Source organism: Serratia nevei, from assembly GCF_037948395.1.
Taxonomy (GTDB): Bacteria; Pseudomonadota; Gammaproteobacteria; order Enterobacterales; family Enterobacteriaceae; genus Serratia; species Serratia nevei.
This window is the reverse complement of record NZ_CP149940.1, coordinates 750,283-775,297: the sequence shown is the minus strand read 5'-3', so window position 1 is coordinate 775,297 and position 25,015 is coordinate 750,283. Positions and strand designations below refer to the sequence as shown.

Sequence of the window (25,015 nt, the reverse complement as noted above, 5' to 3'; positions counted from 1 at the left end):
TCAACCTGATATAAAGAGAAAATAACTTTTTCTTATGCCACTTTTCAGCGGCAACTGGTCAGTGTTGCATATGCTTGTACATACAAGTATATGTTAATAAGCCCTACGCATTGTTATGCCGTGGTACTCATCCCCACCGCGGCATGGAATCTGCACCGATACTGTTTGAGGAAACTGCTGTGACTACAAATAACAAAGTTCGCAATGTCGATGTACGCGCGCCACGCGGCACACAATTAAACGCAAAAAGCTGGCTGACCGAAGCGCCGTTACGCATGCTGATGAACAACCTCGATCCTGAAGTTGCGGAGAACCCACACGAGCTGGTGGTGTACGGCGGCATCGGCCGCGCCGCACGCGACTGGGATTGCTACGACAAGATCGTCGAAACCCTGAAAACGCTGGAAGAAGACGAAACCCTGCTGGTGCAATCCGGCAAGCCGGTCGGTGTCTTCAAAACCCACAACAACGCCCCGCGTGTGCTGATCGCCAACTCCAACCTGGTGCCGCACTGGGCGACCTGGGAACACTTCAACGAACTGGACGCCAAAGGCCTGGCCATGTATGGCCAGATGACCGCCGGCAGCTGGATCTACATCGGCAGCCAGGGCATCGTTCAGGGCACCTATGAGACCTTCGTCGAAGCGGGCCGCCAGCATTACGACGGCAGCCTGCAGGGCCGCTGGGTACTGACCGCCGGCCTGGGCGGCATGGGCGGCGCGCAGCCGCTGGCCGCGACGCTGGCGGGCGCCTGCTCGCTGAACATCGAATGTCAGCAGAGCCGCATCGATTTCCGCCTGAAAACCCGCTACGTCGATGAGCAGGCCAAAGATCTGGATGACGCGCTGGCCCGCATCAAAAAATACACCTCAGAAGGCAAAGCCATCTCCATCGCCCTGTGCGGCAACGCGGCGGAAATTCTACCGGAGCTGGTTCGCCGCGGCGTGCGCCCGGACATGGTCACCGATCAGACCAGCGCCCACGATCCACTGAACGGCTACCTGCCGAAGGGTTGGAGCTGGGAAGAGTATCGCCAGCGCGCCCAGACCGAGCCGGCTAAAGTGGTCGCCGCCGCCAAACAGTCGATGGCCGATCACGTCAAAGCCATGCTGGCGTTCCAGCAGATGGGCGTGCCGACCTTCGACTACGGCAACAACATTCGCCAGATGGCGAAAGAAACCGGCGTCGACAACGCCTTCGACTTCCCGGGCTTCGTGCCGGCCTACATCCGTCCGCTGTTCTGCCGCGGTATCGGGCCGTTCCGCTGGGCGGCGCTGTCCGGCGATCCGCAGGACATCTACAAAACCGACGCCATGGTGAAAGAGCTGATCCCGGATGACGAACACCTGCACCGCTGGCTGGACATGGCGCGCGAGCGCATCAGCTTCCAGGGTCTGCCGGCGCGCATCTGCTGGGTTGGCCTTGGCCAGCGCGCCAAGCTGGGCCTGGCGTTCAACGAGATGGTGCGCCGCGGCGAACTGTCCGCCCCGATCGTCATCGGCCGCGACCACCTGGATTCCGGCTCCGTTTCCAGCCCGAACCGTGAAACCGAAGCGATGAAAGACGGTTCCGATGCGGTTTCCGACTGGCCGTTGCTGAACGCCCTGCTGAACACCGCCAGCGGCGCCACCTGGGTTTCCCTGCACCACGGCGGCGGCGTCGGTATGGGCTTCTCCCAACACTCCGGCATGGTGATCGTCTGCGACGGCACCGACGAGGCCGCCGAGCGCATCGCCCGCGTCCTGCACAATGACCCGGCTACCGGGGTCATGCGTCACGCCGACGCCGGTTACGATATCGCTATCGACTGCGCCCGTGAGCAAGGCCTGAACCTGCCGATGGTTGCCGCGACCCAAGGAGAAAAAGCATGAAAGCGCTGACTATTCGCCCTGGCAAACTGACGCTGGCCCAGCTACGCGACGTCTATCAACACCCGGTGACGCTGACACTGGACGACAACGCCTACGCGCCAATCCAGCAGAGCGTGGCCTGCGTGGAACGCATCGTTGAAGAAAACCGCACCACTTACGGCATCAACACCGGATTTGGCCTGCTGGCTTCGACGCGCATCGCCCGCGACGATCTGGAAAACCTGCAGCGTTCGATCGTGCTGTCACACGCCGCCGGCGTGGGCGAGCCGACCGACGACAACCTGGTGCGCCTGATCATGGTGCTGAAGATCAACAGCCTGTCGCGCGGCTTCTCCGGCATTCGTCTGGAAGTCATTCAGGCGCTGATCGCACTGGTCAACGCCGAAGTCTATCCACATATTCCGCTCAAAGGCTCCGTCGGCGCCTCCGGCGACCTGGCGCCGCTGGCGCACATGAGCCTGGTGCTGCTGGGCGAAGGCCAGGCGCGCCATCAGGGCCAATGGCTGCCGGCGACCGAAGCGCTGGCCAAAGCCGGCCTGAAACCGCTGACGCTGGCGGCGAAAGAGGGCCTGGCGCTGCTGAACGGCACCCAGGTCTCCGCCGCCTTCGCGCTGCGCGGCCTGTTCGATGCCGAAGATCTGTTCGCCGCCGCGACCGTGGCGGGCAGCCTGACGGTGGAAGCGGCGCTGGGCTCTCGCAGCCCGTTCGATGCGCGTATCCACGAGGTGCGCGGCCAGCGCGGCCAGATCGACGCCGCCCTCGCCTATCGCCACCTGCTCGGCGCGCGCAGCGAAGTCTCCGACTCGCACCGCAACTGTGAAAAAGTGCAGGATCCTTACTCCCTGCGCTGCCAGCCACAGGTAATGGGTGCCTGCCTGACGCAGATCCGCCAGGCCGCCGAGGTGCTGGAAATTGAAGCCAACGCCGTCTCCGATAACCCGCTGGTGTTCGCCGAACAGGGCGACGTGCTGTCCGGCGGCAACTTCCACGCCGAACCGGTAGCGATGGCCGCCGATAACCTGGCGCTGGCGTTTGCCGAAATCGGTTCGCTGTCCGAGCGCCGCATCTCGCTGATGATGGACAAGCACATGTCGCAGCTGCCACCGTTCCTGGTGGAGAACGGCGGCGTGAACTCCGGCTTCATGATCGCCCAGGTGACCGCCGCGGCGCTGGCCAGCGAAAACAAAGCGCTGGCGCACCCGTCGAGCGTCGACAGCATTCCGACCTCCGCCAACCAGGAAGACCACGTTTCCATGGCGCCGGCCGCCGGTCGCCGCCTGTGGAGCATGGCGGACAACGTGCGCGGCATTCTGGCGGTCGAATGGCTGGCCGCCTGCCAGGGCCTGGATTTCCGCAACGGCCTGAAGACCTCGGAAGGTCTGGAGCAGGCGCGCCATCTGCTGCGCGAGCATGTCAGTTTCTACGACAAGGATCGTTTCTTCGCCCCCGACATTGAAGCCGCCAGCCAACTCTTGGCGGCCGGTCACCTGACATCGCTGCTGCCTGCGGCGCTGCTGCCTAGTCAGGCATAATCATCACTCTCTGAATCACGCAGTTTGTTCTGCCCCGCCGGGTGCGTTCCACCCGGCGCGGGCAGCGCGTGCCTGTTCGGCAAACACTTAACGGGAAGCAACATGCGTAACGAAACGACACAACTCAGACGCGGACTAAACGCGCGGCACATCCGTTTCATGGCTCTCGGCTCGGCGATCGGCACCGGCCTGTTCTACGGCTCTGCCGGCGCCATCCAGCTGGCCGGCCCGGCCGTGCTGCTGGCCTACCTGGTGGGCGGCGCGGCGGTGTTCATGGTAATGCGCGCGCTGGGTGAAATGGCGGTACATCAGCCGGTTTCCGGCTCGTTCGGCCACTACGCCAGCCACTATCTCGGCCCGCTGGCCGGGTTCCTCACCGGTTGGACCTACACCTTCGAAATGGTGATCGTCGCCCTGGCGGACGTCACCGCCTTCGGCATTTATATGGGGCTGTGGTTCCCGGAGGTCGCCCAGTGGGTCTGGGTGCTCAGCATCATTCTGTTTATCGGCGCGCTCAACCTGTGCAGCGTCAAGGTATTCGGCGAGCTGGAATTCTGGCTGTCGCTGGTCAAGGTCGCCGCCATCGTGGCGATGATCGTCGGCGGCGCAGCGGTGATGCTGTTCGGCTTCGGCCAAACCCAGCACGCCACCGGTATCAGCAACCTGTGGCAGCACGGCGGCTTTATGCCTAACGGCATCGGCGGCGTGGTCGCGTCATTGGCGGTGGTGATGTTCGCCTTCGGCGGCATCGAGATCATCGGCATTACCGCCAGCGAGGCGAAAGACCCCGCCAAAGTGCTGCCGAAAGCGATCAACGCCGTGCCGGTGCGCATCCTGCTGTTCTACGTGCTGACGCTGACGGTGCTGATGGCGATCTATCCGTGGAACAGCATCGGCCAGAACGGCAGCCCGTTCGTGGAGATCTTCAGCAACCTCGGCATCAGCTCCGCCGCCAACGTGCTGAACGTGGTGGTGATCACCGCCGCCATCTCGGCCATTAACAGCGACATCTTCGGCGCCGGCCGCATGATGTACGGCATGGCGCAGGACGGCCAGGCGCCGCGCAGCTTCACCAAACTGACCGCCAGCGGCGTGCCGTGGATGACGGTGCTGGTGATGTCGATCGCTCTGCTGCTGGCGGTGGTGCTCAACTACCTGATCCCGGAGAAGGTCTTCATGATCATCGCCTCGATCGCCACCTTCGCCACCGTCTGGGTGTGGCTGATGATCCTGCTTTCGCAGATCGTCATGCGCCGCACGCTGTCGCCGGAGGAAACCCGTCAGTTGAGCTTCCCGGTGCCGTGGTGGCCAGTGGCGCCGGCATTGGCGACCGCCTTTATGGCATTTGTCATCGGCCTGCTCGGCTACTTCGAAGAGAGCCGCATCGCGCTGTACGTCGGGCTGGTGTGGATCGCTTTACTCACCGTGGCTTACTGGCTGTGGGTGCGCAAGAAAGGCGGCGGCTCGCCGGTGAGCGCGGCAACGCAGCAGATGTAACGCTCGCTTCTGATAAAACCCGCTGCGGCGGGTTTTTTATTGCGCTTTTGGCCAAACGCCGGCCATAAAAAAACCCGCCGCAGCGGGTTTTTATTTAACAACCGAATCGGTCGAACTTACTGGCCTTTAACTTCTTTCAGGCCGTTGAACGGCGCACGGTCACCCAGCGCTTCTTCGATACGGATCAGTTGGTTGTATTTGGCAACGCGGTCAGAACGGCTCATGGAACCGGTTTTGATCTGGCCAGCCGCAGTCCCTACCGCCAGGTCGGCGATGGTCGCGTCTTCGGTTTCACCGGAACGGTGAGAGATCACCGCGGTGTAGCCAGCGTCTTTCGCCATCTTGATAGCAGCCAGCGTTTCGGTCAGAGAACCGATCTGGTTGAATTTGATCAGGATGGAGTTAGCGATGCCTTTCTCGATGCCTTCTTTCAGGATCTTGGTGTTGGTCACGAACAGATCGTCGCCCACCAGCTGGATTTTGTCGCCCAGAACTTTGGTCTGGTAAGCGAAGCCCGCCCAGTCGGATTCATCCAGGCCGTCTTCGATAGACACGATTGGGTACTGTTTGGTCAGATCTTCCAGGAAGTGAGTGAACTCTTCGGAAGTGAAGGCTTTATTGCCTTCGCCGGCCAGCACGTATTTACCGTCTTTGTAGAATTCGGAAGCCGCACAGTCCATCGCCAGGGTCACGTCTTTGCCCAGCTCGTAGCCCGCCGCTTTTACCGCTTCAGCGATAACCGCCAGCGCTTCGGCGTTGGAACCCAGGTTTGGTGCATAGCCACCTTCGTCGCCCACGGCGGTGTTCATGCCTTTGGCTTTCAGAACTTTCGCCAGGTGGTGGAACACTTCAGAACCGATGCGCACCGCTTCTTTCAGGGTTTTCGCGCCAACCGGCTGAATCATGAATTCCTGAATGTCGACGTTGTTGTCAGCGTGCTCGCCGCCGTTGATGATGTTCATCATCGGCAGTGGCATGGAGAATTTGCCTGGGGTGCCGTTCAGTTCAGCGATGTGCTCGTACAGCGGCATGCCTTTAGAGGCTGCGGCCGCTTTCGCTGCTGCCAGGGAAACCGCCAGAATGGCGTTGGCGCCGAAGTTGGATTTGTTCTCGGTGCCGTCCAGATCGATCATGATCTTGTCGATGTTCGCCTGGTCTTTGGCATCTTTACCCAGTACTGCCTGAGCAATCGGACCGTTTACTGCAGCAACGGCTTTCAGTACGCCTTTACCCAGGAAACGAGACTTGTCACCGTCACGCAGTTCCAGCGCTTCGCGGGAACCGGTAGAAGCACCTGACGGCGCAGCAGCCAGGCCTACGAAACCGCCTTCCAGATGAACTTCGGCTTCAACAGTCGGGTTACCGCGGGAGTCGATGATTTCACGACCGATGACTTTAACGATTTTGGACATTAGGTTTTCCTCAGTACAAGTTAAACTAAAACTCCAGACAAACAGCGCGCGGTTCTCACCGCGCGCCGCCTACCAAATATTTTATTTCACCTGGCGCTTCTGATGCTCGCCTGCGGCTTTCACGAAGCCGGCGAACAGCGGATGCCCATCACGCGGCGTAGACGTAAATTCCGGGTGGAACTGACAGGCTACAAACCACGGGTGATTCGGCAGTTCAATGATCTCAACCAGCTTGTTGTCGGCGGAACGACCGGCGACACGCAGCCCTGCGGCTTCGATCTGCTTCAACAGCATGTTGTTAACTTCGTAACGGTGACGGTGACGCTCGACAATGGTCGGTTCGCCGTACAGCTGACGCACCAGGCTGTTGTCGATCAGGTTGCACTGTTGGCCACCTACGCGCATCGTGCCGCCCAAATCGCTTTCTTCGCTGCGCACTTCGACGTTGCCGTCTTCGTCGCGCCATTCGGTGATCAACGCCACCACCGGGTACTTACAGTCTGGCATAAACTCGGTGGAGTTGGCGTTTTCCATGCCCGCCACGTTGCGAGCGAACTCCATCAACGCCACCTGCATGCCCAGGCAAATGCCCAGATAAGGAATGTTGTTCTCGCGCGCATAGCGTGCGGTCATCACTTTGCCTTCCACGCCGCGGTAGCCGAAGCCGCCTGGGATCAGGATCGCATCCAGCCCTTTCAGCACTTCCACGCCGCGGGTTTCCACGTCCTGCGAATCGATCAGCTTGATGTTCACGGTCAGACGGTTTTTCAGCCCGCCGTGCTTCAGCGCTTCGATCACCGACTTGTAGGCGTCCGGCAGCTCAACGTATTTACCGACCATACCGATGGTCACTTCGCCGCCCGGATTGGCTTCTTCGTAGATCACCTGTTCCCATTCGGCCAGGTTGGCTTCCGGTGCGTTCAAGCTGAATCGTTTACAAATATAATCGTCCAGCCCCTGAGATTTCAATAGGCCTGGGATTTTATAAATAGAATCAACGTCTTTCAGAGAGATAACCGCTTTTTCCGGCACGTTGCAGAAAAGCGCGATTTTAGCGCGTTCGTTAGCAGGAACCGCGCGATCGGAACGGCAAATCAGCACATCCGGCTGAATACCGATGGAAAGCAGCTCTTTTACGGAATGCTGGGTCGGCTTGGTTTTCACTTCACCAGCTGCCGCCATGTACGGCACCAGCGTCAGGTGCATGTACAGAGTGTGCTCGCGGCCCACTTCCACCGCCATCTGACGGATGGCTTCGAGGAACGGCAGCGATTCGATATCGCCGACGGTGCCGCCGATTTCCACCAGCACCACATCGTGGCCTTCGCCACCTTCGATGATGCGCTCTTTGATCGCGTTGGTGATGTGCGGAATGACCTGCACGGTCGCACCCAAATAGTCGCCGCGGCGTTCTTTACGCAGCACGTCGGAGTAGATGCGGCCGGTGGTGAAGTTGTTGCGACGCGACATTTTGGTGCGGATGAAGCGCTCGTAGTGACCCAAATCCAGATCGGTTTCTGCGCCGTCTTCGGTGACGAAAACTTCCCCATGCTGAATCGGGCTCATGGTGCCCGGATCCACGTTGATGTACGGGTCCAGTTTCATGATGGTAACGTTGAGGCCACGGGCTTCAAGAATAGCCGCCAGAGAGGCTGCGGCAATGCCTTTACCCAGAGAGGATACGACCCCGCCGGTCACAAAAATATAATTAGTTGTCATGCTGAACCTGAGAGTTTAGGTTTAAAGACGATGGAAGAACCAGGACGGGAAAGTAGTATACCCGAACCTCTCCTGACCTACAAACGATCGTTTTGCTGTCCATCATCTCGGCCGCCCTCCCGTGTTCATCAGGGTTTACTCCGCCGGCGCCGCCTAAACCCTCCAGGTAAAACAAAGAGTTAGCAGAGAAAATTTCTTTTTACCGCCCCTCAGGAGCGATAAAACGCCTTAGATTTCAGTTTGTTGCCCTTTTGCTGCCGCCGGCAGCCATGCGCCTCTAACCTGACCGAAAGCTTAACCGTTTCAGCTTGAGCGAACCTTGTCGGCGATCAACATTGTCGCGGCGATTCAACTTTCCTGACGTTTCACCTGCTGCCAGGCCTCTTCCATCTGCTCCAGCGTGGCGTCTTCAAGCCGCAGCCCGCTTTGCTGGACAATCTCTTCCACCTGGCGGAAGCGGCGCTCGAACTTGCGGTTCGCCGCCTGCAGCGCGTTCTCCGCCTTGTGGCCTAAATGGCGCGACAGGTTCACCGTGGCGAACAGCAGATCGCCGATCTCCTCTTCCAGCTTGCTCTCGTCGACCACCGCCTGGCGGGCTTCGTGCATCACTTCGTCGATCTCTTCGTACACTTTGTCCAGCACCGGGCCCAGGGTATTCCAGTCGAAGCCGACCGAGGCGCAGCGTTTCTGGATCTTGTGCGCTTTCATCAACGCCGGCAGCGCCTGCGGAATATCGTCCAGCACCGAGTGCAGCGCTTTCTCGGCGCGCTCACCGGCCTTCAGCTGCTCCCAGCGCGCCGCCACGGCTTCGCTGTCTCCGCCCTCGGCGTCGCCGAAGATGTGCGGGTGACGGCGCTCCAGCTTGTCGCTGATGGCGGTACACACCTCATCGAAATCGAACAGCCCCTGCTCCTGCCCCATTTGCGCGTAGAACACCACCTGAAACAGCAAATCACCCAGCTCGTCGCGCAGATCGGCGTAGTCCTGCCGCTCGATGGCGTCCAGCACTTCGTAAGTCTCTTCCAACGTATAAGGCGCAATGGTGGCGAAGGTTTGCTTGCGGTCCCACGAGCAACCGATCTGCGGGTCGCGCAGCGTTTTCATGATGTTCAGCAGACGCTGCAGCGGAGTGGATTGGGTCATAAAAAATCTCTGAGAAAGCATGGGGGCGCAGGGGAGCGCCCGCCGAATTCATGGATTTCGGGCCGCATCCGCTATCGATACGGCCCGAAAGGCGATGTGGGCTTAGTTGCCGTGCAGACGCTTGGCGTCTATCACGTCCGGCAGCTGGTTCAGCTTCGCCAGCACCCGGCTCAGCACCTGCTGGTTGTAGATTTCGATATCCATGTCGATGGTGGCCAACTGCTTCTTGGTGTCGCTGCGGCTGGCGACGCCCAGTACGTTGACCTTTTCGTTGGCCAGAATGGTGGTAATGTCGCGCAGCAGCCCGCTGCGATCGTTGGCCATCACGCGCACCACCAGCGAATAACCGCTGGAGTAGCTTTCACCCCATACCGCGTCGACGATGCGCTCCGGCGCGTGCGATTGCAGATCGACCAGCTGATCGCAGTCCGCACGGTGGATCGAAATACCGCGCCCCTGGGTGATAAAGCCGACGATGTCGTCGCCCGGGATCGGCTGGCAGCAGCGGGCGATGTGGTGCATCAGGTTGCCCACGCCCTCCACCACCACCCGGCCATTGTCCTTGTTGCGGGTCGGCGGCGGCGCTTTCTGCTGCACCAGCTGGCGCAGCGCCTCGCGATCCTGCTCTTCGGCGCTCGGCTTGTTGAACTTGCCCTGCAGGTAATTCACCATCTGGTTCAGGCGAATGTCCCCACCGCCGATCGCCGCCAACACCTCGTCCAGCGAGTTCATGTTGTAGCGCGGGATCAACAGCTTCTCGGCCTCTTTCAGGCTGATGCCGAGATGCTCCAGTTCGTTGTCCAGCATCTGACGACCGGCGAGGATGTTCTTGTCGCGATCCTGCTTGCGGAACCAGTTATGGATCTTCGAGCGCCCGCGGCTGGTGGTGACATAGCCCAGGTTCGGGTTCAGCCAGTCGCGGCTCGGGTTCGGCTGCTTCTGGGTGATGATCTCAATCTGATCGCCCATCTTCAGCTGATAGGTAAACGGCACGATGCGGCCGCCGATCTTGGCGCCGATACAGCGGTGACCGACGTCGCTGTGAATGTGGTAAGCGAAATCGAGCGGCGTGGAGCCGGCCGGCAGATCCACCACGTCGCCTTTCGGCGTAAACACATAGACCCGATCGTCGAACACTTGGCTGCGCACTTCGTCGAGCATCTCGCCGGAGTCCGCCATCTCTTCCTGCCAGGCGATGAGCTTACGCAGCCAGGCGATGCGTTCTTCGTAGCCGGAGCGCACGGTCACGCCCGCGCCCTCTTTGTACTTCCAGTGCGCGGCCACGCCCAGCTCGGCGTCTTCATGCATTTGCCGGGTGCGGATCTGAATCTCGACGGTTTTGCCGCGCGGCCCCAGCACCACGGTGTGGATCGACTGGTAGCCGTTGGGTTTCGGGTTGGCGACGTAGTCGTCGAACTCGTCCGGCAGATGGCGGAAATGAGTATGCACGATGCCCAACGCCGCATAGCAATCCTGCAGGCGCTCCGCCACGATGCGCACCGCGCGCACGTCGAACAGTTCGTCGAACGCCAGGTGCTTTTTCTGCATCTTGCGCCAGATGCTGTAGATGTGTTTCGGCCGGCCGTAGATCTCCACCCGAATGCCTTCGCTGGCCATCTCGGTGCGCAGCCCGGCGACGAAATCGTCGATGAACTGTTCGCGATCGATGCGGCGCTCATGCAACAGCTTGGCGATGCGCTTGTATTCTTCCGGATGCAGGTAGCGGAAGCAGAAATCCTCCAGCTCCCACTTCAGCTGGCCGATGCCGAGCCGGTTGGCCAGCGGGGCGTAGATGTTGGAACATTCCTTCGCCGCCAGCACGCGTTCGTCTTCCGGCGCGTCTTTCACCTCGCGCAGATGGGCGATGCGCTCCGCCAGCTTGATGACCACGCAGCGGAAATCCTCCACCATCGCCAACAGCATGCGGCGCACGTTGTCGACCTGCTCGGAGGCCATCGAATCGTTTTGGGTGGCTTTCAGTTGGCGAATGGCGTCCATGTCGCGCACGCCGTGCACCAGCGCGACGATGCCCTTGCCGAACGCTTCGGTCAGGGTCTCTTCCTGCACGATGCCGGCGTCCACCAGCGGGAACAGCAGCGCGGCGCGCATGCTGTCGTTGTCCATGCTCAGCGTCGAGAGGATTTCCACCATCTCCAGACCGCGCCACAGCAGCAGCGAGGCGTCGGGATGGTTCTGGGTCTGCTGCTCACAATAACGCCAGGTTGCGGCCAATCGCTCACATGACTGCGGGTTAGGTAGCCCCAAGCCAGCGATCCACTCATCGAGAGCGAATTCACCCGCCGTATTCAGATGTGCACTTCTTACCGCAACCATAACTTCTCCCTACTTTGCAGCGACCTCTGGCGCGCGCTCGTTGATAAACAGCGCCATTGATTCAAGATGCCCCGTGTGCGGAAACATATCCAACATCCGCACGCGCGCAAGACGATAACCGGCGCTCAACAGCACTTTGCTGTCGCGAGCCAGCGTGGTGGGGTTACAGGAAACATACACCACCCGCGCCGGCGCCAGTTTTACAATGTGTGACATCACCCCGGCCGCACCGGCACGGGCGGGATCCAGCATCACCTTATCAAACCCTTGTGCTGCCCAAGGTTGCCGCGCAACGTCGTCCTCCAGATTCTCGTGGAAGAACGATGCATTATTCAGCTTATTCTTATGTGCATTATATTGCCCATTCGCTACCAGCGTGGCAACACCTTCGATGCCCACCACCGCAGCGGCGCGGCGCGCCAACGGCAGGGTGAAGTTACCCATGCCGCAGAACAGGTCCAGCACCCGATCATTGGGTTGAATATCGAGCCATTCAAGGGCCTGCGCCACCATTTGTTGGTTTACGACGTCATTGACCTGAATAAAGTCGCGCGGACTGAAGTCTAAGCGTAGCCCGTCAACCTGATAATACGGCGTGTCACCGCACAGTTTCTCCACGCGATCGCTGTCCGGCGCCAGATAGACGGCGACGTTTTCCCGCTCGCCAAACGCCAACAGCGCCTGCCGATCCGCCTCTTTCAGCGCGTCGAGATGGCGCAGCACCAGCAGCGGGCCGTTGTCCGCCAGCACCAGCTCCACATGCCCCAGCCGCCGTACCGCCTGCAGCCCGCTCAGGCAGGCGCGCACCGGCGCCAGCAGCTGTTCCAGCTCCGGCCGCAGCACCGGGCAGTGCTCCACCGCCACCAGCTCGTTGGAGGCCGCCTGTCGAAAACCCATCATCAGGCGCTGCAACTTCGGCTGCCATGCCAGGCTCAGGCGAGCGCGGCGGCGATAGCCGTATTCCGGGCCGGCGATCACCGGTTCCTGCTGCGGGGTCACCCCGGTTTCGCGGGCGATCATGCGCACCAGCGCCGCCGCCTTGCTCTGCTGCTGCAGCGCTTCATCCGCATGCTGCTGCTGGCAGCCGCCGCAGACGCCGAAATGCGGGCAGCGCGGCGTCACCCGCTGCGGGCTACGGCTCAGCAAGCGTTTGAGCTTGCCTTTGGCGAACTGGCGCTTGTCTTCGGTCAGCTGGATTTCCGCCTGCTCGCCAGGCAATACGCCCGGCACGAACACCGCTTTGCCGTCGTGGCGCGCCACGCCCTGGCCGAAAGGATCGAGATCGCTCACCGTCACGGTGAAGATTTGTGAGCTCTGCCGGGTCGTCACGCGGCGTTTGGGAGAGTAGAATTGCGCCATATTTGTCGATTGTGTGCTGGTTCATTAAGCTAGTGTCAGCTGTCAATTCTCCCACATTGGAATCCCATGACCAAATACAGCCTGCGTGCGCGCATGATGATCCTGATTCTGGCCCCGACCTTGCTGATTGGTTTGCTGCTCAGCACCTTCTTCGTGGTGCACCGCTATAACGAGCTGCAGGAGCAATTGGTCGACGCCGGCGCCAGCATCATCGAGCCGCTGGCGGTGGCCAGCGAGTACGGCATGACGTTCCGCAGCCGCGAATCGGTCAGGCAGTTGGTCAGCCTGTTGCACCGCCGCCATTCGGACATCGTGCGTTCGATCACCGTGTTCGATGCGCAGAACAATTTGTTCGTCACCTCCAATTATCATCACAACTTCGCTCAGCTACAGCTGCCGAAAGGCGTGCCGTTGCCCACCGAGCTGATGCTCACCCGACGCGGCGATTCGCTGATCCTGCGCACGCCGATCCTGTCGGAAAGCCAGTATCCGGATGAAACCGCCGACGGCGGCAGCCACCCCGACAACAACCTGGGCTATGTGGCGATCGAGCTGGATCTGCAGTCAGTGCGGCTGCAGCAATATAAAGAGGTCTTCGTCTCCACCCTGCTGCTGTTGCTGTGCATGTGCATCGCCATCCTGTTCGCTTACCGGCTGATGCGCGACGTGACCGGCCCGATCCGCAACATGGTGAACACCGTCGACCGTATCCGCCGCGGCCAGCTCGACAGCCGCGTGGAGGGCTACATGCTCGGCGAGCTGCACATGCTGAAGAACGGCATCAACTCGATGGCGATGTCGCTCACCGCCTATCACGAAGAGATGCAGCAGAACATCGATCAGGCCACCTCCGACCTGCGTGAAACCCTGGAGCAGATGGAGATCCAGAACGTCGAGCTGGATCTGGCGAAAAAACGCGCACAGGAGGCGGCGCGCATCAAGTCCGAATTCCTGGCCAACATGTCGCACGAGCTGCGTACACCGCTCAACGGCGTGATCGGCTTCACCCGCCAGATGCTGAAAACCGATCTGAGCGCGACCCAGACCGATTATTTGCAGACCATCGAACGCTCGGCCAACAACCTGCTGACCATCATCAACGACGTGCTGGACTTTTCCAAGCTGGAAGCCGGCAAGCTGGTGCTGGAGCATATTCCTTTCGCCCTGCGTGAAACGCTGGACGAAGTGGTGGTGTTGCTGGCACCCAGCGCCCACGACAAGGGGCTGGAGCTGACGCTGGATGTGCACAACGACGTGCCGGAGCAGGTGATCGGCGACTCGCTGCGCCTACAGCAAATCATCACCAACCTGCTGGGCAACGCCATCAAGTTCACCGAAACCGGCAATATCGACATTCGCGTCGAGCTGCGCAAACAGCTGGATCGCCGGGTGGAGGTGGAAGTGCAGATCCACGACACCGGCATCGGCATCTCCGAACGCCAGCAGTCGCAGCTGTTCCAGGCGTTCCGTCAGGCGGACGCCAGTATCTCCCGCCGCCACGGCGGTACCGGGCTGGGGCTGGTGATCACGCAAAAACTGGTGAAAGAAATGGGGGGCGATATCTGCTTCCACAGCCAGTTGAACCGCGGCTCGACCTTCTGGTTCCACATCACGCTGGATCTGAACGAGGGCATGCTGTCGCTGGCGCCGAGCCTGCCGGATCTGAGCGGCAAAACGCTCGCCTATATCGAGTCCAACCCGACGGCGGCGCAGGCGACGCTCAACATGCTCAGCATCACGCAGCTGGTGATCACCCACTCGCCGACGCTGGGCCAGTTGCCGCCAGGCCACTATGACTTCCTGCTGGCCGGCGTGCCCATCCCGTTCCGCGACAACATGGCGCAGCACGAGGACAAATTGCTGGCCTCGCTGAAGCTGGCCGATCGGGTGATTCTGGCGCTGCCGTGCCAGGCGCAGATCGACGCCGAACTGCTTAAACAACAAGGCGCGCTCGGCTGTCTGATCAAGCCGATCACCAGCACCCGACTGTTCCCTCTGCTCCGGATGGAAGCGCCGGCACGCCTCACCGCGCAGCCTGAGCGTAAACGCCTGCCGCTGACGGTGATGGCGGTTGACGACAACCCGGCCAACCTGAAGCTGATCGGCACGCTGCTGGGGGAACAGGTAGAAAAAACCCTGCTGTGCGAGAGCGGTGAGGAAGCGCTGGCGCTGGCGCGCGACAACGTGCTGGATTTGATCCTGATGGACATTCAGATGCCGAAGATGGACGGCATTCACGCCAGCGAGCTGATCCGCCAGCTGCCGCATCACAACTCCACGCCGATCGTCGCCGTTACCGCCCATGCCGCCAGCGGCGAGCGCGAGCACCTGCTGCAGGCCGGGATGGACGACTATCTGGCCAAACCGATCGACGAGAAAATGCTGACCCGCGTGCTGTCGCGCTACCACAGCGGCGACGTGGAAAACGCCATCGCCGACGACGCACCGCTGTCGCTCGACTGGCCGCTGGCGCTGCGTCAGGCGGCCAACAAACCGGACCTGGCGCGCGATCTGCTGCAAATGCTGCTCGATTTCCTGCCGCAGGTGCGCGAACGGGTACAGGCGCTGCTCGACGGCCAGCATGACGACGAGATCCTCGATCTGGTCCATAAGCTGCACGGCAGCTGCAGCTACAGCGGCGTGCCGCGCCTCAAGCAGCTGTGTTTCTACCTCGAGCGGCAGCTGCGTCAGGGCATCACCAACGACGAACTGGAGCCGGAGTGGCTGGAGCTGTTGGATGAGATTGAACTGGTGATCCACGCGGCGCGCGCGCATCTGGCGCAACCCGCCTGAATCCTCAGGCCATAACGCAAAAAGGCACGCCGCAGCGTGCCTTTGTTTTTAACGCCTGACGCCTATCACTGCGCCAGCAGGTACAGCTGGCTCTCGCCGCGCTGAATATTCAACGCCAGCACCGACGGCTTGCTGTCGAGGATTTTACGCAGCTCACCCAGGTTCTGGATCGGCTGTTGGTTCACGCCCAGGATCACGTCGCCCTTTTTCAGGCCGATGCGCGCCGCGGCGCTGCCGGCTTTCACGCTGTCGACCTTGACACCCTTCACGTTGCCGACCTGGGTATTGCTCAGCTCGGCGCCTTCGATGCCGGTGTAGATATTGCCCGAGGCCACCTGGGTCTGCGCGCTTTGCTCCAGCGTGACGTCAATCGTCACCGGCTTGCCGTCGCGAATAATGCCCAGCGACATCTTGCTGCCGACCGGCAGCGTGCCGATCTCCGCCCGGAACGAGGCGAAGCTGGAGATGGCCTTGCCGTTCATGGTGACGATCACGTCGCCGGCCTTGATGCCCGCCTTCGCCGCGGAAGACTTCGGCATCACCTGGCTGACGAAGGCCCCGCGCTGCGCGTCGACCTTCATCGCCTTGGCCAGCTCAGAGTTCAGCTCGGTACCCATGATGCCCAGCTCGCCGCGTTTCACCTGGCCATATTCGACCATTTGCGCCGTCAGGTTTTTCACCATGTTGCTCGGAATGGCGAAGCCGATACCGATGTTACCGCCGTCCGGCGCCAGGATCGCGGTGTTGATGCCGATCAGCTCACCGTTGAGATTAACCAGCGCACCGCCGGAGTTACCGCGGTTGATCGCCGCATCGGTCTGGATAAAGTTTTCGTAGTTTTCGATGTTCAGGCCGCTGCGCCCCAGGGCGGATACGATACCCGAGGTGGCGGTTTCACCCAGCCCGTACGGGTTGCCGATCGCCACGGTGTAATCGCCGACGCGCAGCTGATCGGAATCCGCCATCTTGATCGCCGTCAGATTCTTGAAGTCTTTCAGCTGGATCAGCGCAATATCGGAACGCGGATCCTTGCCGATCACCTTGGCGTCGAAACGGCGGCCGTCGCTCAGTTGCACCTGGATCTTGTTGGCGTTGTCCACCACGTGGTTATTGGTCACCACGTAGCCCTTGGCGGCATCGATGACCACCCCGGCGCCCAGCGCCTGGAATTTCTGCTGCGTGCCCTGCGGCTGGCCATCCGGCCCAGGCTGTTCGCCGCCCTGACACATCGGCGAGCCCTGGAACGGCGAGCCGTCCTGGCAGAACGGCGAATCTTCGCCGAAGAACTGTTGGAACTGCTGCGGCATGCGCGGCGTATTGACCGTGGTGCTGCCCTCCACGTTAATGCTCACCACGGAAGGCATTACCTTTTCCAGCATCGGCGCCAGGCTCGGCAGCTGTTGGGTGCTGGAAGAGGCGGTTTCAGCGGCGCTGGCCGTGACCGGGCCCATCGCCATACCGATACTGAATGCCAGTGCGCTCAGAACTAATGCGGTTTTTTTCATCTGTGTGTCTCTTATAAAGTCGTTCAAAAAGAATGGCTGTCTTGCGTGCTTATTCAGAGTTAATTAATAGCCCGAAGTTCCGGCACAGATGATTGGCAATAGTAAACAAATATTGTCCGTCTTTACAAAACTCGAGACAGCCAACCGATTGGAATTGCTAAAATTATTCTTCAGCGTAATTATTCCGCCGCCATCAATCGACGATATTCGTCATAGGCGTAAAGGTCGGTCATTCCGCTGATATAGTCCTGCAATAAACGCGCGCGGAAATAATATTCCCGAATGGCTTGCTGCTCCGGCGATAAATGCTGCAGCCCCTCTACCGCCTCCGCATACGCCAGCCGATGCTTGGTGGACAGCTTGTGGAACAGGCGCGTTTCGATCGGGTAAGCGCGATGGCTGTCCTCGCGCACCAGCTGGCTGAAGTCCGCCAGCGACATCGCCAACAGCGGGCTGTAAATGTCCAGCAGGCCGCTGATCACCCGGTAGCCTTGCAGCTCGAGTTGCTCGACCTCCGGGTGGTTGAACACGTGCTTGAACGCCACATTTTTAAATATTTTCAGCAGCCGGTACGCCGGGCTGGAGTCCTCCAGCAGCGCCTGATTGAAACTGCCCTGATAGACCGCATCCAGATTGTCGATAAAGCGCTGCGCCGCGTGCGGCACCAGCCGCGCCACGGTAAACACCCGCAGATACATGAAGAACTGATCTTCCGCGCTGCGCCGCGCGCCGCCGCGATCGATCTTGCGAAACGCGCTGGCGACGGTCTTGTCGAACAGATCGCCCGGCGCCACCTCGCCCCACTCCTGAATCAGGTGCTGATACAGCTGCTCGACGGTGAAAATGCTCTTCTCCACCGCGTCTTCCAGATCGGCCACGCAGTACGAGATATCGTCGGCGGCCTCCATGATATAGGTCAGCGGGAAACGATCGAACTCGCCCATGTGCAGCTCGCGCCGCAGCCGATCGACGAAGGCCTCTTCCGCCAGATAGTAGCCGGGCTTTTTCATCAGGTAACTGTGGCTGGCGGGGATGTCGCTCGCCCAGTAGGCCGGGCGGGTGTATTTCAAAATGCAGCCGACCTGCGCGTAGGTCAGGTTGAGCTTGAGCAGGCTGTACACCATGCGGATCGCTTGGGCATTGCCCTCGAAGTGGCTGAGATCCTGACGGATCCGGCTGCGCAGCCGGTTCAGATCGCTCTCCCCCTCATGCAGGCGCAGCGTCGCCACCTGGCAGCGATCGTGGCTGCCCGGCTCGCTGCCGCAGCTGGCGGGATCGAGCCGTTGGGCAAACCAGTCGTTGATCGCCGACTCGCCGAAGTGACCGAACGGCGGATTGCCGATGTCGTGCATCAGGCAGGCCATTTCCACGATGCTTTCAAACGGATCGAGCAGCCGGGTCAGGCCGAGCTCATCAATTCTCCCCGCCTGTTTGAAGCGGTTGAGGATCTCTTTGGCGATGTGGCGCCCAACCTGCTGCACCTCCATCGAGTGCGTCAGGCGGCTGCGCACCGCCGCGTTGCGCTCCAGCGGAAACACCTGGGTTTTTTGCTGCAGACGGCGAATGGCGGCCGAGTTGACGATGCGCCCGCGATCGCTCTCGAATTGCCGCACGATGTCGTACTCTTCCTCGGCCTCGATCGGTTTGCTGAAAGGCCGTTGGAAGCTGATTTTTTGCTTGAAGTCGATCCCGGACATCTGTTTCTCCGCCGTTGCGCCCTGCCCCCGTGATAACAATTCCCGGCAGCGGATGCAACGCATTATCTCTCATACACAGCCATGATAGACTATGCCGCAATTCTCACGGCCAATCAGCGAGTGTTATTTATGAAAGTAGGCATCATCGGCGCAATGGAGCAGGAAGTCACCCTGCTGCGCGATCAAATCGAAAACCGTCAAACCATCCAGCGTGCGGGCTGCGAAATCTACACCGGCCAGATCGGCGGCGTTGACGTGGCTCTGCTGAAATCCGGCATCGGTAAAGTCTCGGCGGCCATGGGCACCACCCTGCTGCTGGAACACTGCAGCCCGGATCTGGTGATCAACACCGGTTCCGCCGGCGGCCTGGCCAGCACCCTGCGCGTGGGCGATATCGTGGTGTCGGAAGAAGTGCGCTACCACGACGCCGACGTCACCGCCTTCGGCTACGAGCCGGGCCAGATGGCCGGCTGCCCGGCGGCGTTCGTCGCCGACGACGCGCTGATCGCGCTGGCGGAAAGCTGCATCAAACAGCTGGATCTGCACGCGGTGCGCGGCCTGATCTGCAGCGGTGACGCCTTCATCAACGGCGCCGAGCCGCTGGCGCGCATTCGCGCCACCTTCCCGCGCGTCGCCGCCGTGGAAATGGAAGCCGCAGCGATCGCCCACGTCTGCCATCTGTTCGGCACGCCGTTCGTGGTGGTGCGCGCCATTTCCGACGTCGCCGACAGCGAATCGCACATGAGCTTTGACGAGTTCCTGGTGGTAGCGGCCAAGCAGTCTACGCTGATGGTCAACGCCATGCTGCAAACCCTGGCCAAGCGCGGTTGATGTGAGGCTGCGCTTCACCTCGATGCTCTGTCTGTTGGCGCTCTGGCTGGCCATGCCGGCCGGCGCCGCTCAGCGGGTGATCAGCCTGGCGCCCAACGCGACCGAACTCGCCTATGCCGCCGGCATGGGCGATGTGCTGGTGGCGGCGAGCGCCTATTCCGATTATCCGCCGCAGGCCGCCAAGCTGGAACAAGTGGCCTCCTGGCAGGGCATCAATCTGGAGCGGGTGCTGGCGCTCAAGCCGGACCTGATCCTCGCCTGGCGCGGCGGCAATCCGCAGCGCGTGCTGGATCAGCTCGCTGCGTTCGGCATCCCGATTTTCTATGCGGACGCCGACACCCTCGAAGGGATCGCCGGTTTGCTGGACCAGCTGGCGCAATACAGCCCGCACCCGGAGCAGGCGCATCAGGCGGCGGAGGGCCTTCGCCGCCAGTTCGCCGCTCTCAAACAACAGTATGCCGCTAACCCATCACGGCGCGTGCTGCTGCAGTTCGGCACCCAGCCGCTGTTCACCAGCGCCGGCGCCACATTGCAAAGCCAGGTGCTGGCGCTGTGCGGCGGGCAGAACGTCTTTGCCGACAGCCGCACCCCTTGGCCGCAGATCAGCCGCGAGCAGGTGTTGGCGCGCCAGCCGCAGGCCATCGTCATCACCGGGGGCGCGAAAGCAGCCGCCAGTGTGAAAGCCTTCTGGGCCCCGCAGCTGCAGGTGCCGGTGATCGCGCTGAACGAAGACTGGTTCAACCGCGGCGGGCCGCGCATTGCGTTGGCGGCGCAGCAGCTGTGCCGCCAGCTGGCGGAGATCCGCTGATGCTGGTGTTCTGGTTGGATATTCTCGGCACCGCAGTGTTCGCCGTCTCCGGCGTGCTGTTGGCCGGCAAGCTGCGCATGGATCCGTTCGGCGTGCTGGTATTGGGCGTGGTCACCGCGGTCGGCGGCGGCACCATCCGCGACATGGCGCTGGCCAACGGCCCGGTGTTCTGGGTCAAGGATCCCACCGATTTGGTGGTGGCGATGATCACCTGCGTCTTGACGCTGCTGCTGGTGCGCCAGCCGCGCCGGCTGCCGAAGTGGGTGCTGCCGGTGCTGGACGCCGTCGGGCTGGCGGTGTTCGTCGGCATCGGCGTCAACAAGGCCTTCGCGGCCGGCACCGGCCCGCTGGTGGCAATCTGCATGGGAGTGATCACCGGCGTCGGCGGCGGCATTATCCGCGACGTGCTGGCGCGCGAGATCCCGATGATCCTGCGCACCGAAATTTACGCCACCGCCTGCATCATCGGCGGCATCGTGCACGCCACGGCGTTTTACACCTTCCACATGCCGCTGCAACAGGCCATGATGCTGGGCATGATCATCACCCTGGCCATTCGCCTGGCGGCCATCCGCTGGCACCTCAAACTGCCCGCCTTTATTCTCAAACGCTGAGCCGTCGCCCTGCGGGGCGACGCTTTGCAACGCCGCACCTGGTGATTTATTAGACTATTAACGGGTTTAATGGTATTATTTTCGACCGAAAAATAGCGTAGTGACGATGTAAAATTCTGTTATCCGCAGGTTAATTCCTTTCCCACGCTGTTAAAACTTTTTAACTTTTTGCCGATAAGTCATCACAAGATGGCTTACGGATGACTATTCCCGCAATGATGAAAAAAATTCTGCTTGCCTGCTGTGGCACCCTGCTGAGTGGCGCCGCGTATGCCGATGCCGTCAGCGGCCAGATCGGCGTTACCCTGACCATTGAACCGCAATGCGCCGTGCGCCTCGAGGCCGCCGCCCCACAGGCCGAATGCAGCCACGCAACGGCGCAGCCGAACATCATCCACAGCCCACCGGCACAGGAGAGCGGTGCAGAAGTGATCCTCGTGGAATGGTAGGCATAAAAAAACCCGCCGGCCGTAAGGCGAGCGGGTTGATATTCTGACAGGCAAACTCAGATGCTAAACGACGAACCGCAACCGCAGGTGGTTTTGGCATTCGGGTTGGTCACCACGAAGCGCGACCCTTCCAGCCCTTCGGTGTAGTCCACCGAGCCGCCGACCAGATACTGCAGGCTCATCGGATCGACCACCAGCGCCACGCCCTGCTTCTCGATGGTCATGTCGCCATCGTTGACCTTGTCGTCAAAAGTGAAGCCGTACTGGAATCCGCTGCAGCCGCCGCCGGTAATGTAAACCCGCAACTTCAGGTTCGGATTTTCTTCGTCAGCAATCAGGAACTTAACCTTGCTTGCTGCTGCCTCGGTAAATTGCAGGGGCAGTGCCGTTTGATCACTCATACTCTTTACTCCCAACATTGTTCAGCATCAGATCGCGACTATGGCTGCCTGATTAATATTAACGATTATCCGATACCTGAGTGTTGCGTTCAAGTATTCACCGCATTTGTTGTATTTTCCTTACCTGTTTTCTCCGCCGCTTCCCGCGCCAGCTGCGCCTCCTGCCTTTGCAGCGTGCGGGCCAGGATCGACGAATACAGCGGCTTGCCGCCGAGCAGCTGCGCCACCACCGTGGCGCCGAGGCAGGTGATGATCATCGGTAAGATGAGTTGGTAGTTGTCGGTCATTTCCAGTACCAGCACGATGCCGGTCAGCGGGGCGCGCACCGTAGCGGCGAACAGCGCCCCCATGCCGGCGATGGCGAAGGTGCCCGCCTCGATGCCGTACTGCGGGAACAGATGCGCCCCCGCCAGCCCAAAGGCGGTGCCGAACAGCGTGCCCAGCGCCAGCATCGGCGCAAAGATGCCGCCCGGCGCGCCGGAACCGAAGCACAGCAGCGTAGTGAAGATGCGGGTGATAAAGATAAACATCAACATGCCGACGCTGTAATTGCCCGCCGCGGCGATCGGGATCAACCCAAAGCCGCCGCCCGCCGCCTCCGGCTGGATCAGCCCCAGAATGCCGCACACGCCGCCGAGCAGCCCGCCCATCAGCAAAATATTGCGCATTCTGCCGCCGTGCAGGCGCGCAAACATGTCTTGAGTGCGGAAAATCAGCGCGTTGAACCCCACACCCACCGCACCGAATATCGCCCCCAGCACCAGATAGAGCCACAGGGTATTGATGGGCGCCGAAGAAAGTTTGTCGACCGCGATCACCGATCCCTGGCCGTTAAACAGCTGGAATACCACACTCGACATGATCACGCCGATAAACACCGCTTTAATCGAGATCAGGTTGTAGCGGAACTGCGGCCGCATCTCTTCGATGATGAACAAGATGCCGGCCAGCGGCGCGTTGAACGCGGCGGACAACCCGGCGGCGGCCCCGGTCGCCAGCAGCGTATGACGCGCCTCGGCGCCGCGAATGCGCAGCACGTCCAATACCATGCGCCCGACGTTGCCGCCCATTTGCACCGTGGGGCCTTCGCGGCCCAGCACCATGCCCGCCCCCAGCGTGCCCATGCCGCCGATGAATTTCACCGGGATCACGCGCCACCAGCGCACCGGCCGCAGCTCCTCCAGCGCGCCTTCGATCTCCGGAATGCCCGAGCCGCCCGCCTCAGGCGCAAAGCGCCGCACCAGGTAATAGCCCAGCGCCGCCAGCGCGGCGGACAGGATAAACGCCAGCGGCCACACCAGGATCCAGGAGTCGGCGACCTGCGCCAGCGAAGCCAGCCGCTGCTGCTGCACCCACTCCACCGCCTTATCGAAGGCCACGCCGAGCAAACCGGCCAGCGTCCCCACCAGCGCGGCCATCACCAGGATCGCCACCGGGGTCTTATCGCGGCGAATAAACTGACGCACCGCATCGCTGCGGCTAAGACGCGGGCTCAACGTCCCGACTGGCTGTGATTGTGATTCCGTCATCGCGAGTAATTCGTCAGGTAATTTGTAATACAAATAGGCAAGGCGGTTATTCTACCCCAACCCGGTGGCGGGCGCTGCCGTTAATGGTATCTGACTGTGATCGTTTCATAACGCGGCGCTCTCCTCTAGAATAGCGCGGTCAAATCATTCAAAAGAGAATCCAGGAGCCGATTTATGAGCCTACACAGCAAGTCCGAAAGTCTGTACGCCCAGGCGCAACAGTTGATCCCCGGTGGGGTGAACTCTCCGGTGCGTGCATTCACCGGCGTAGGCGGTGTGCCGCTGTTTATCGAGCGGGCTGACGGGGCTTACCTGTTCGATGCCGACGGCAAGGCCTATATCGACTATGTCGGTTCCTGGGGGCCGATGGTGCTGGGGCACAACCACCCGGCGATCCGCGACGCGGTGATCGAAGCGGCGCAGCGCGGCCTGAGCTTCGGCGCGCCGACCGAGATGGAAGTCAAAATGGCGCAGCTGGTCACCGAACTGGTGCCTACCATGGATATGGTGCGTATGGTGAACTCGGGCACCGAAGCCACCATGAGCGCCATCCGCCTGGCGCGCGGCTACACCAACCGCGACAAAATCATCAAGTTCGAAGGCTGCTACCACGGCCACGCCGACTGCCTGCTGGTGAAAGCCGGTTCCGGTGCGCTGACCCTCGGCCAGCCGAACTCACCGGGCGTGCCGGCCGACTTCGCCAAGCACACCCTGACCTGCACCTATAACGACCTGGATTCGGTGCGGGCCGCCTTCGAGCAGTACCCGTCCGAGATCGCCTGTATCATCGTCGAGCCGGTTGCCGGCAACATGAACTGCGTGCCGCCGCTGCCGGAATTCCTGCCGGGCCTGCGCGCCCTGTGCGACAAGTACGGCGCGCTCTTGATCATCGATGAAGTGATGACCGGTTTCCGCGTGGCGCTGGCCGGCGCACAGTCCTATTACGGCGTCGAGCCGGATCTGACCTGCCTCGGCAAAATCATCGGCGGCGGCATGCCGGTGGGCGCCTTCGGCGGCCGCCGCGACGTGATGGACGCGCTGGCGCCGACCGGCCCGGTCTACCAGGCGGGCACCCTGTCCGGCAACCCGATCGCCATGGCGGCGGGCTATGCCTGCCTGACCGAAGTATCACAGGTAGGCGTGCACCAGACGCTGACCGAGCTGACTGAAATGCTAGCCGCAGGCCTGCTGCATGCGGCGCAGGAAGAGAATATCCCGCTGGTAGTCAACAACGTCGGCGGCATGTTCGGCCTGTTCTTCACCGACGCGCCGACAGTGACCTGCTATCAGGACGTGATGCAGTGCGATGTGGAACGCTTCAAACGCTTCTTCCACCTGATGCTGGAGGAAGGGGTGTATCTGGCGCCGTCCGCCTTCGAAGCGGGCTTCATGTCCGTGGCGCACAGCAAGGAAGACATTCAGCGCACCATCGACGCCGCGCGTCGCTGCTTCGCCAAGCTGTAATCCCGGCCGAATGGCCAAAAAAACGGGCGCCTCGGCGCCCGTTTTGTTTTTCGCTGC

The 25,015-nt window shown here is 61.2% G+C and carries 18 protein-coding genes; 9 read left to right on the top strand and 9 right to left on the bottom strand.

Features of this window, described 5'->3' with window-relative positions:
• The first annotated feature begins 179 nt into the window (after nucleotides 1-179).
• The 3 genes from hutU to V8N38_RS03525 all read left to right on the top strand — a co-directional run bounded on the left by hutU (nucleotide 180) and on the right by V8N38_RS03525 (nucleotide 4,900).
• A complete protein-coding gene (gene hutU / locus V8N38_RS03535; protein WP_147839743.1) occupies nucleotides 180-1,871 on the top strand; it encodes a urocanate hydratase in 1,692 nt (563 codons plus the stop codon).
• The gene (gene hutH / locus V8N38_RS03530) at nucleotides 1,868-3,403 is read left to right on the top strand and encodes a histidine ammonia-lyase (RefSeq protein WP_147839742.1); all 1,536 of its coding nucleotides are present in this window, start codon (nucleotides 1,868-1,870) and stop codon (nucleotides 3,401-3,403) included. Before hutU ends, hutH begins: the two co-directional genes overlap by 4 nt.
• A gap of 102 nt (nucleotides 3,404-3,505) precedes the next feature.
• The gene (locus tag V8N38_RS03525) at nucleotides 3,506-4,900 is read left to right on the top strand and encodes an amino acid permease (RefSeq protein WP_087762922.1); all 1,395 of its coding nucleotides are present in this window, start codon (nucleotides 3,506-3,508) and stop codon (nucleotides 4,898-4,900) included.
• Between the two features lie 116 nt (nucleotides 4,901-5,016).
• On the opposite strand, the gene eno is transcribed toward V8N38_RS03525, so the two are convergent.
• The 5 genes from eno to rlmD form a co-directional block, all read right to left on the bottom strand.
• Entirely contained in the window at nucleotides 5,017-6,312 is a 1,296-nt protein-coding gene (gene eno, locus V8N38_RS03520) for a phosphopyruvate hydratase (protein ID WP_038873548.1), read from the bottom strand.
• An 81-nt stretch (nucleotides 6,313-6,393) separates the two neighbouring features.
• Entirely contained in the window at nucleotides 6,394-8,031 is a 1,638-nt protein-coding gene (gene pyrG / locus V8N38_RS03515; protein ID WP_033637139.1) for a glutamine hydrolyzing CTP synthase, read from the bottom strand.
• 348 nt (nucleotides 8,032-8,379) lie between these two features.
• Complete coding sequence (gene mazG / locus V8N38_RS03510; RefSeq protein WP_033649234.1) at nucleotides 8,380-9,174, bottom strand: nucleoside triphosphate pyrophosphohydrolase; 795 nt, start codon at nucleotides 9,172-9,174, stop codon at nucleotides 8,380-8,382.
• Between the two features lie 102 nt (nucleotides 9,175-9,276).
• Nucleotides 9,277-11,508, bottom strand: coding sequence for a GTP diphosphokinase (gene relA / locus V8N38_RS03505; protein ID WP_060422513.1), 2,232 nt, complete (start codon nucleotides 11,506-11,508; stop codon nucleotides 9,277-9,279).
• 9 nt (nucleotides 11,509-11,517) lie between these two features.
• On the bottom strand, nucleotides 11,518-12,867 hold the full coding sequence (gene rlmD / locus V8N38_RS03500; protein ID WP_147839741.1) for a 23S rRNA (uracil(1939)-C(5))-methyltransferase RlmD: 1,350 nt from the start codon (nucleotides 12,865-12,867) through the stop codon (nucleotides 11,518-11,520).
• Between the two features lie 66 nt (nucleotides 12,868-12,933).
• On the opposite strand from rlmD, the gene barA reads away from it, so the two are divergent.
• On the top strand, nucleotides 12,934-15,660 hold the full coding sequence (barA, locus tag V8N38_RS03495) for a two-component sensor histidine kinase BarA (protein WP_038873538.1): 2,727 nt from the start codon (nucleotides 12,934-12,936) through the stop codon (nucleotides 15,658-15,660).
• 65 nt (nucleotides 15,661-15,725) lie between these two features.
• On the opposite strand, the gene degP is transcribed toward barA, so the two are convergent.
• Complete coding sequence (degP, locus tag V8N38_RS03490) at nucleotides 15,726-17,165, bottom strand: serine endoprotease DegP (RefSeq protein WP_033637134.1); 1,440 nt, start codon at nucleotides 17,163-17,165, stop codon at nucleotides 15,726-15,728.
• Nucleotides 17,166-17,344: 179 nt separating this feature from the next.
• Nucleotides 17,345-18,862, bottom strand: coding sequence for a dGTPase (gene dgt / locus V8N38_RS03485; protein ID WP_033649226.1), 1,518 nt, complete (start codon nucleotides 18,860-18,862; stop codon nucleotides 17,345-17,347).
• A gap of 129 nt (nucleotides 18,863-18,991) precedes the next feature.
• Here dgt and mtnN point away from each other — a divergent pair, with 129 nt between their 5' ends.
• The 4 genes from mtnN (at nucleotide 18,992) to V8N38_RS03465 (ending at nucleotide 21,564) form a co-directional block, all read left to right on the top strand.
• A complete protein-coding gene (gene mtnN, locus V8N38_RS03480) occupies nucleotides 18,992-19,693 on the top strand; it encodes a 5'-methylthioadenosine/S-adenosylhomocysteine nucleosidase (protein WP_049200308.1) in 702 nt (233 codons plus the stop codon).
• Between the two features lie 22 nt (nucleotides 19,694-19,715).
• Entirely contained in the window at nucleotides 19,716-20,501 is a 786-nt protein-coding gene (gene btuF / locus V8N38_RS03475; protein ID WP_060422567.1) for a vitamin B12 ABC transporter substrate-binding protein BtuF, read from the top strand.
• The gene (locus V8N38_RS03470) at nucleotides 20,501-21,115 is read left to right on the top strand and encodes a TRIC cation channel family protein (protein WP_147839740.1); all 615 of its coding nucleotides are present in this window, start codon (nucleotides 20,501-20,503) and stop codon (nucleotides 21,113-21,115) included. Before btuF ends, V8N38_RS03470 begins: the two co-directional genes overlap by 1 nt.
• Before the next feature lie 215 nt (nucleotides 21,116-21,330).
• The gene (locus V8N38_RS03465) at nucleotides 21,331-21,564 is read left to right on the top strand and encodes a hypothetical protein (protein WP_102985449.1); all 234 of its coding nucleotides are present in this window, start codon (nucleotides 21,331-21,333) and stop codon (nucleotides 21,562-21,564) included.
• Between the two features lie 56 nt (nucleotides 21,565-21,620).
• On the opposite strand, the gene erpA is transcribed toward V8N38_RS03465, so the two are convergent.
• On the bottom strand, nucleotides 21,621-21,965 hold the full coding sequence (erpA, locus tag V8N38_RS03460) for an iron-sulfur cluster insertion protein ErpA (RefSeq protein ID WP_033649222.1): 345 nt from the start codon (nucleotides 21,963-21,965) through the stop codon (nucleotides 21,621-21,623).
• 89 nt (nucleotides 21,966-22,054) lie between these two features.
• Nucleotides 22,055-23,494, bottom strand: coding sequence for a H(+)/Cl(-) exchange transporter ClcA (gene clcA, locus V8N38_RS03455; protein WP_049200304.1), 1,440 nt, complete (start codon nucleotides 23,492-23,494; stop codon nucleotides 22,055-22,057).
• 174 nt (nucleotides 23,495-23,668) lie between these two features.
• Here clcA and hemL point away from each other — a divergent pair, with 174 nt between their 5' ends.
• Complete coding sequence (gene hemL / locus V8N38_RS03450) at nucleotides 23,669-24,958, top strand: glutamate-1-semialdehyde 2,1-aminomutase (RefSeq protein ID WP_049272773.1); 1,290 nt, start codon at nucleotides 23,669-23,671, stop codon at nucleotides 24,956-24,958.
• Nucleotides 24,959-25,015 lie beyond the last annotated feature (57 nt).

What these genes read in the sequence shown, in the direction of transcription:
- hutH (WP_147839742.1), top strand. Translation starts at nt 1,868, where the DNA reads ATGAAAGCGCTGACTATTCGCCCTGGCAAACTGACGCTGGCCCAGCTA.
- V8N38_RS03525 (WP_087762922.1), top strand. Translation starts at nt 3,506, where the DNA reads ATGCGTAACGAAACGACACAACTCAGACGCGGACTAAACGCGCGGCAC.
- eno (WP_038873548.1), bottom strand. Translation starts at nt 6,312, where the DNA reads ATGTCCAAAATCGTTAAAGTCATCGGTCGTGAAATCATCGACTCCCGC.
- pyrG (WP_033637139.1), bottom strand. Translation starts at nt 8,031, where the DNA reads ATGACAACTAATTATATTTTTGTGACCGGCGGGGTCGTATCCTCTCTG.
- mazG (WP_033649234.1), bottom strand. Translation starts at nt 9,174, where the DNA reads ATGACCCAATCCACTCCGCTGCAGCGTCTGCTGAACATCATGAAAACG.
- relA (WP_060422513.1), bottom strand. Translation starts at nt 11,508, where the DNA reads ATGGTTGCGGTAAGAAGTGCACATCTGAATACGGCGGGTGAATTCGCT.
- rlmD (WP_147839741.1), bottom strand. Translation starts at nt 12,867, where the DNA reads ATGGCGCAATTCTACTCTCCCAAACGCCGCGTGACGACCCGGCAGAGC.
- barA (WP_038873538.1), top strand. Translation starts at nt 12,934, where the DNA reads ATGACCAAATACAGCCTGCGTGCGCGCATGATGATCCTGATTCTGGCC.
- degP (WP_033637134.1), bottom strand. Translation starts at nt 17,165, where the DNA reads ATGAAAAAAACCGCATTAGTTCTGAGCGCACTGGCATTCAGTATCGGT.
- dgt (WP_033649226.1), bottom strand. Translation starts at nt 18,862, where the DNA reads ATGTCCGGGATCGACTTCAAGCAAAAAATCAGCTTCCAACGGCCTTTC.
- mtnN (WP_049200308.1), top strand. Translation starts at nt 18,992, where the DNA reads ATGAAAGTAGGCATCATCGGCGCAATGGAGCAGGAAGTCACCCTGCTG.
- btuF (WP_060422567.1), top strand. Translation starts at nt 19,716, where the DNA reads ATGCTCTGTCTGTTGGCGCTCTGGCTGGCCATGCCGGCCGGCGCCGCT.
- V8N38_RS03470 (WP_147839740.1), top strand. Translation starts at nt 20,501, where the DNA reads ATGCTGGTGTTCTGGTTGGATATTCTCGGCACCGCAGTGTTCGCCGTC.
- V8N38_RS03465 (WP_102985449.1), top strand. Translation starts at nt 21,331, where the DNA reads ATGATGAAAAAAATTCTGCTTGCCTGCTGTGGCACCCTGCTGAGTGGC.
- erpA (WP_033649222.1), bottom strand. Translation starts at nt 21,965, where the DNA reads ATGAGTGATCAAACGGCACTGCCCCTGCAATTTACCGAGGCAGCAGCA.
- clcA (WP_049200304.1), bottom strand. Translation starts at nt 23,494, where the DNA reads ATGACGGAATCACAATCACAGCCAGTCGGGACGTTGAGCCCGCGTCTT.
- hemL (WP_049272773.1), top strand. Translation starts at nt 23,669, where the DNA reads ATGAGCCTACACAGCAAGTCCGAAAGTCTGTACGCCCAGGCGCAACAG.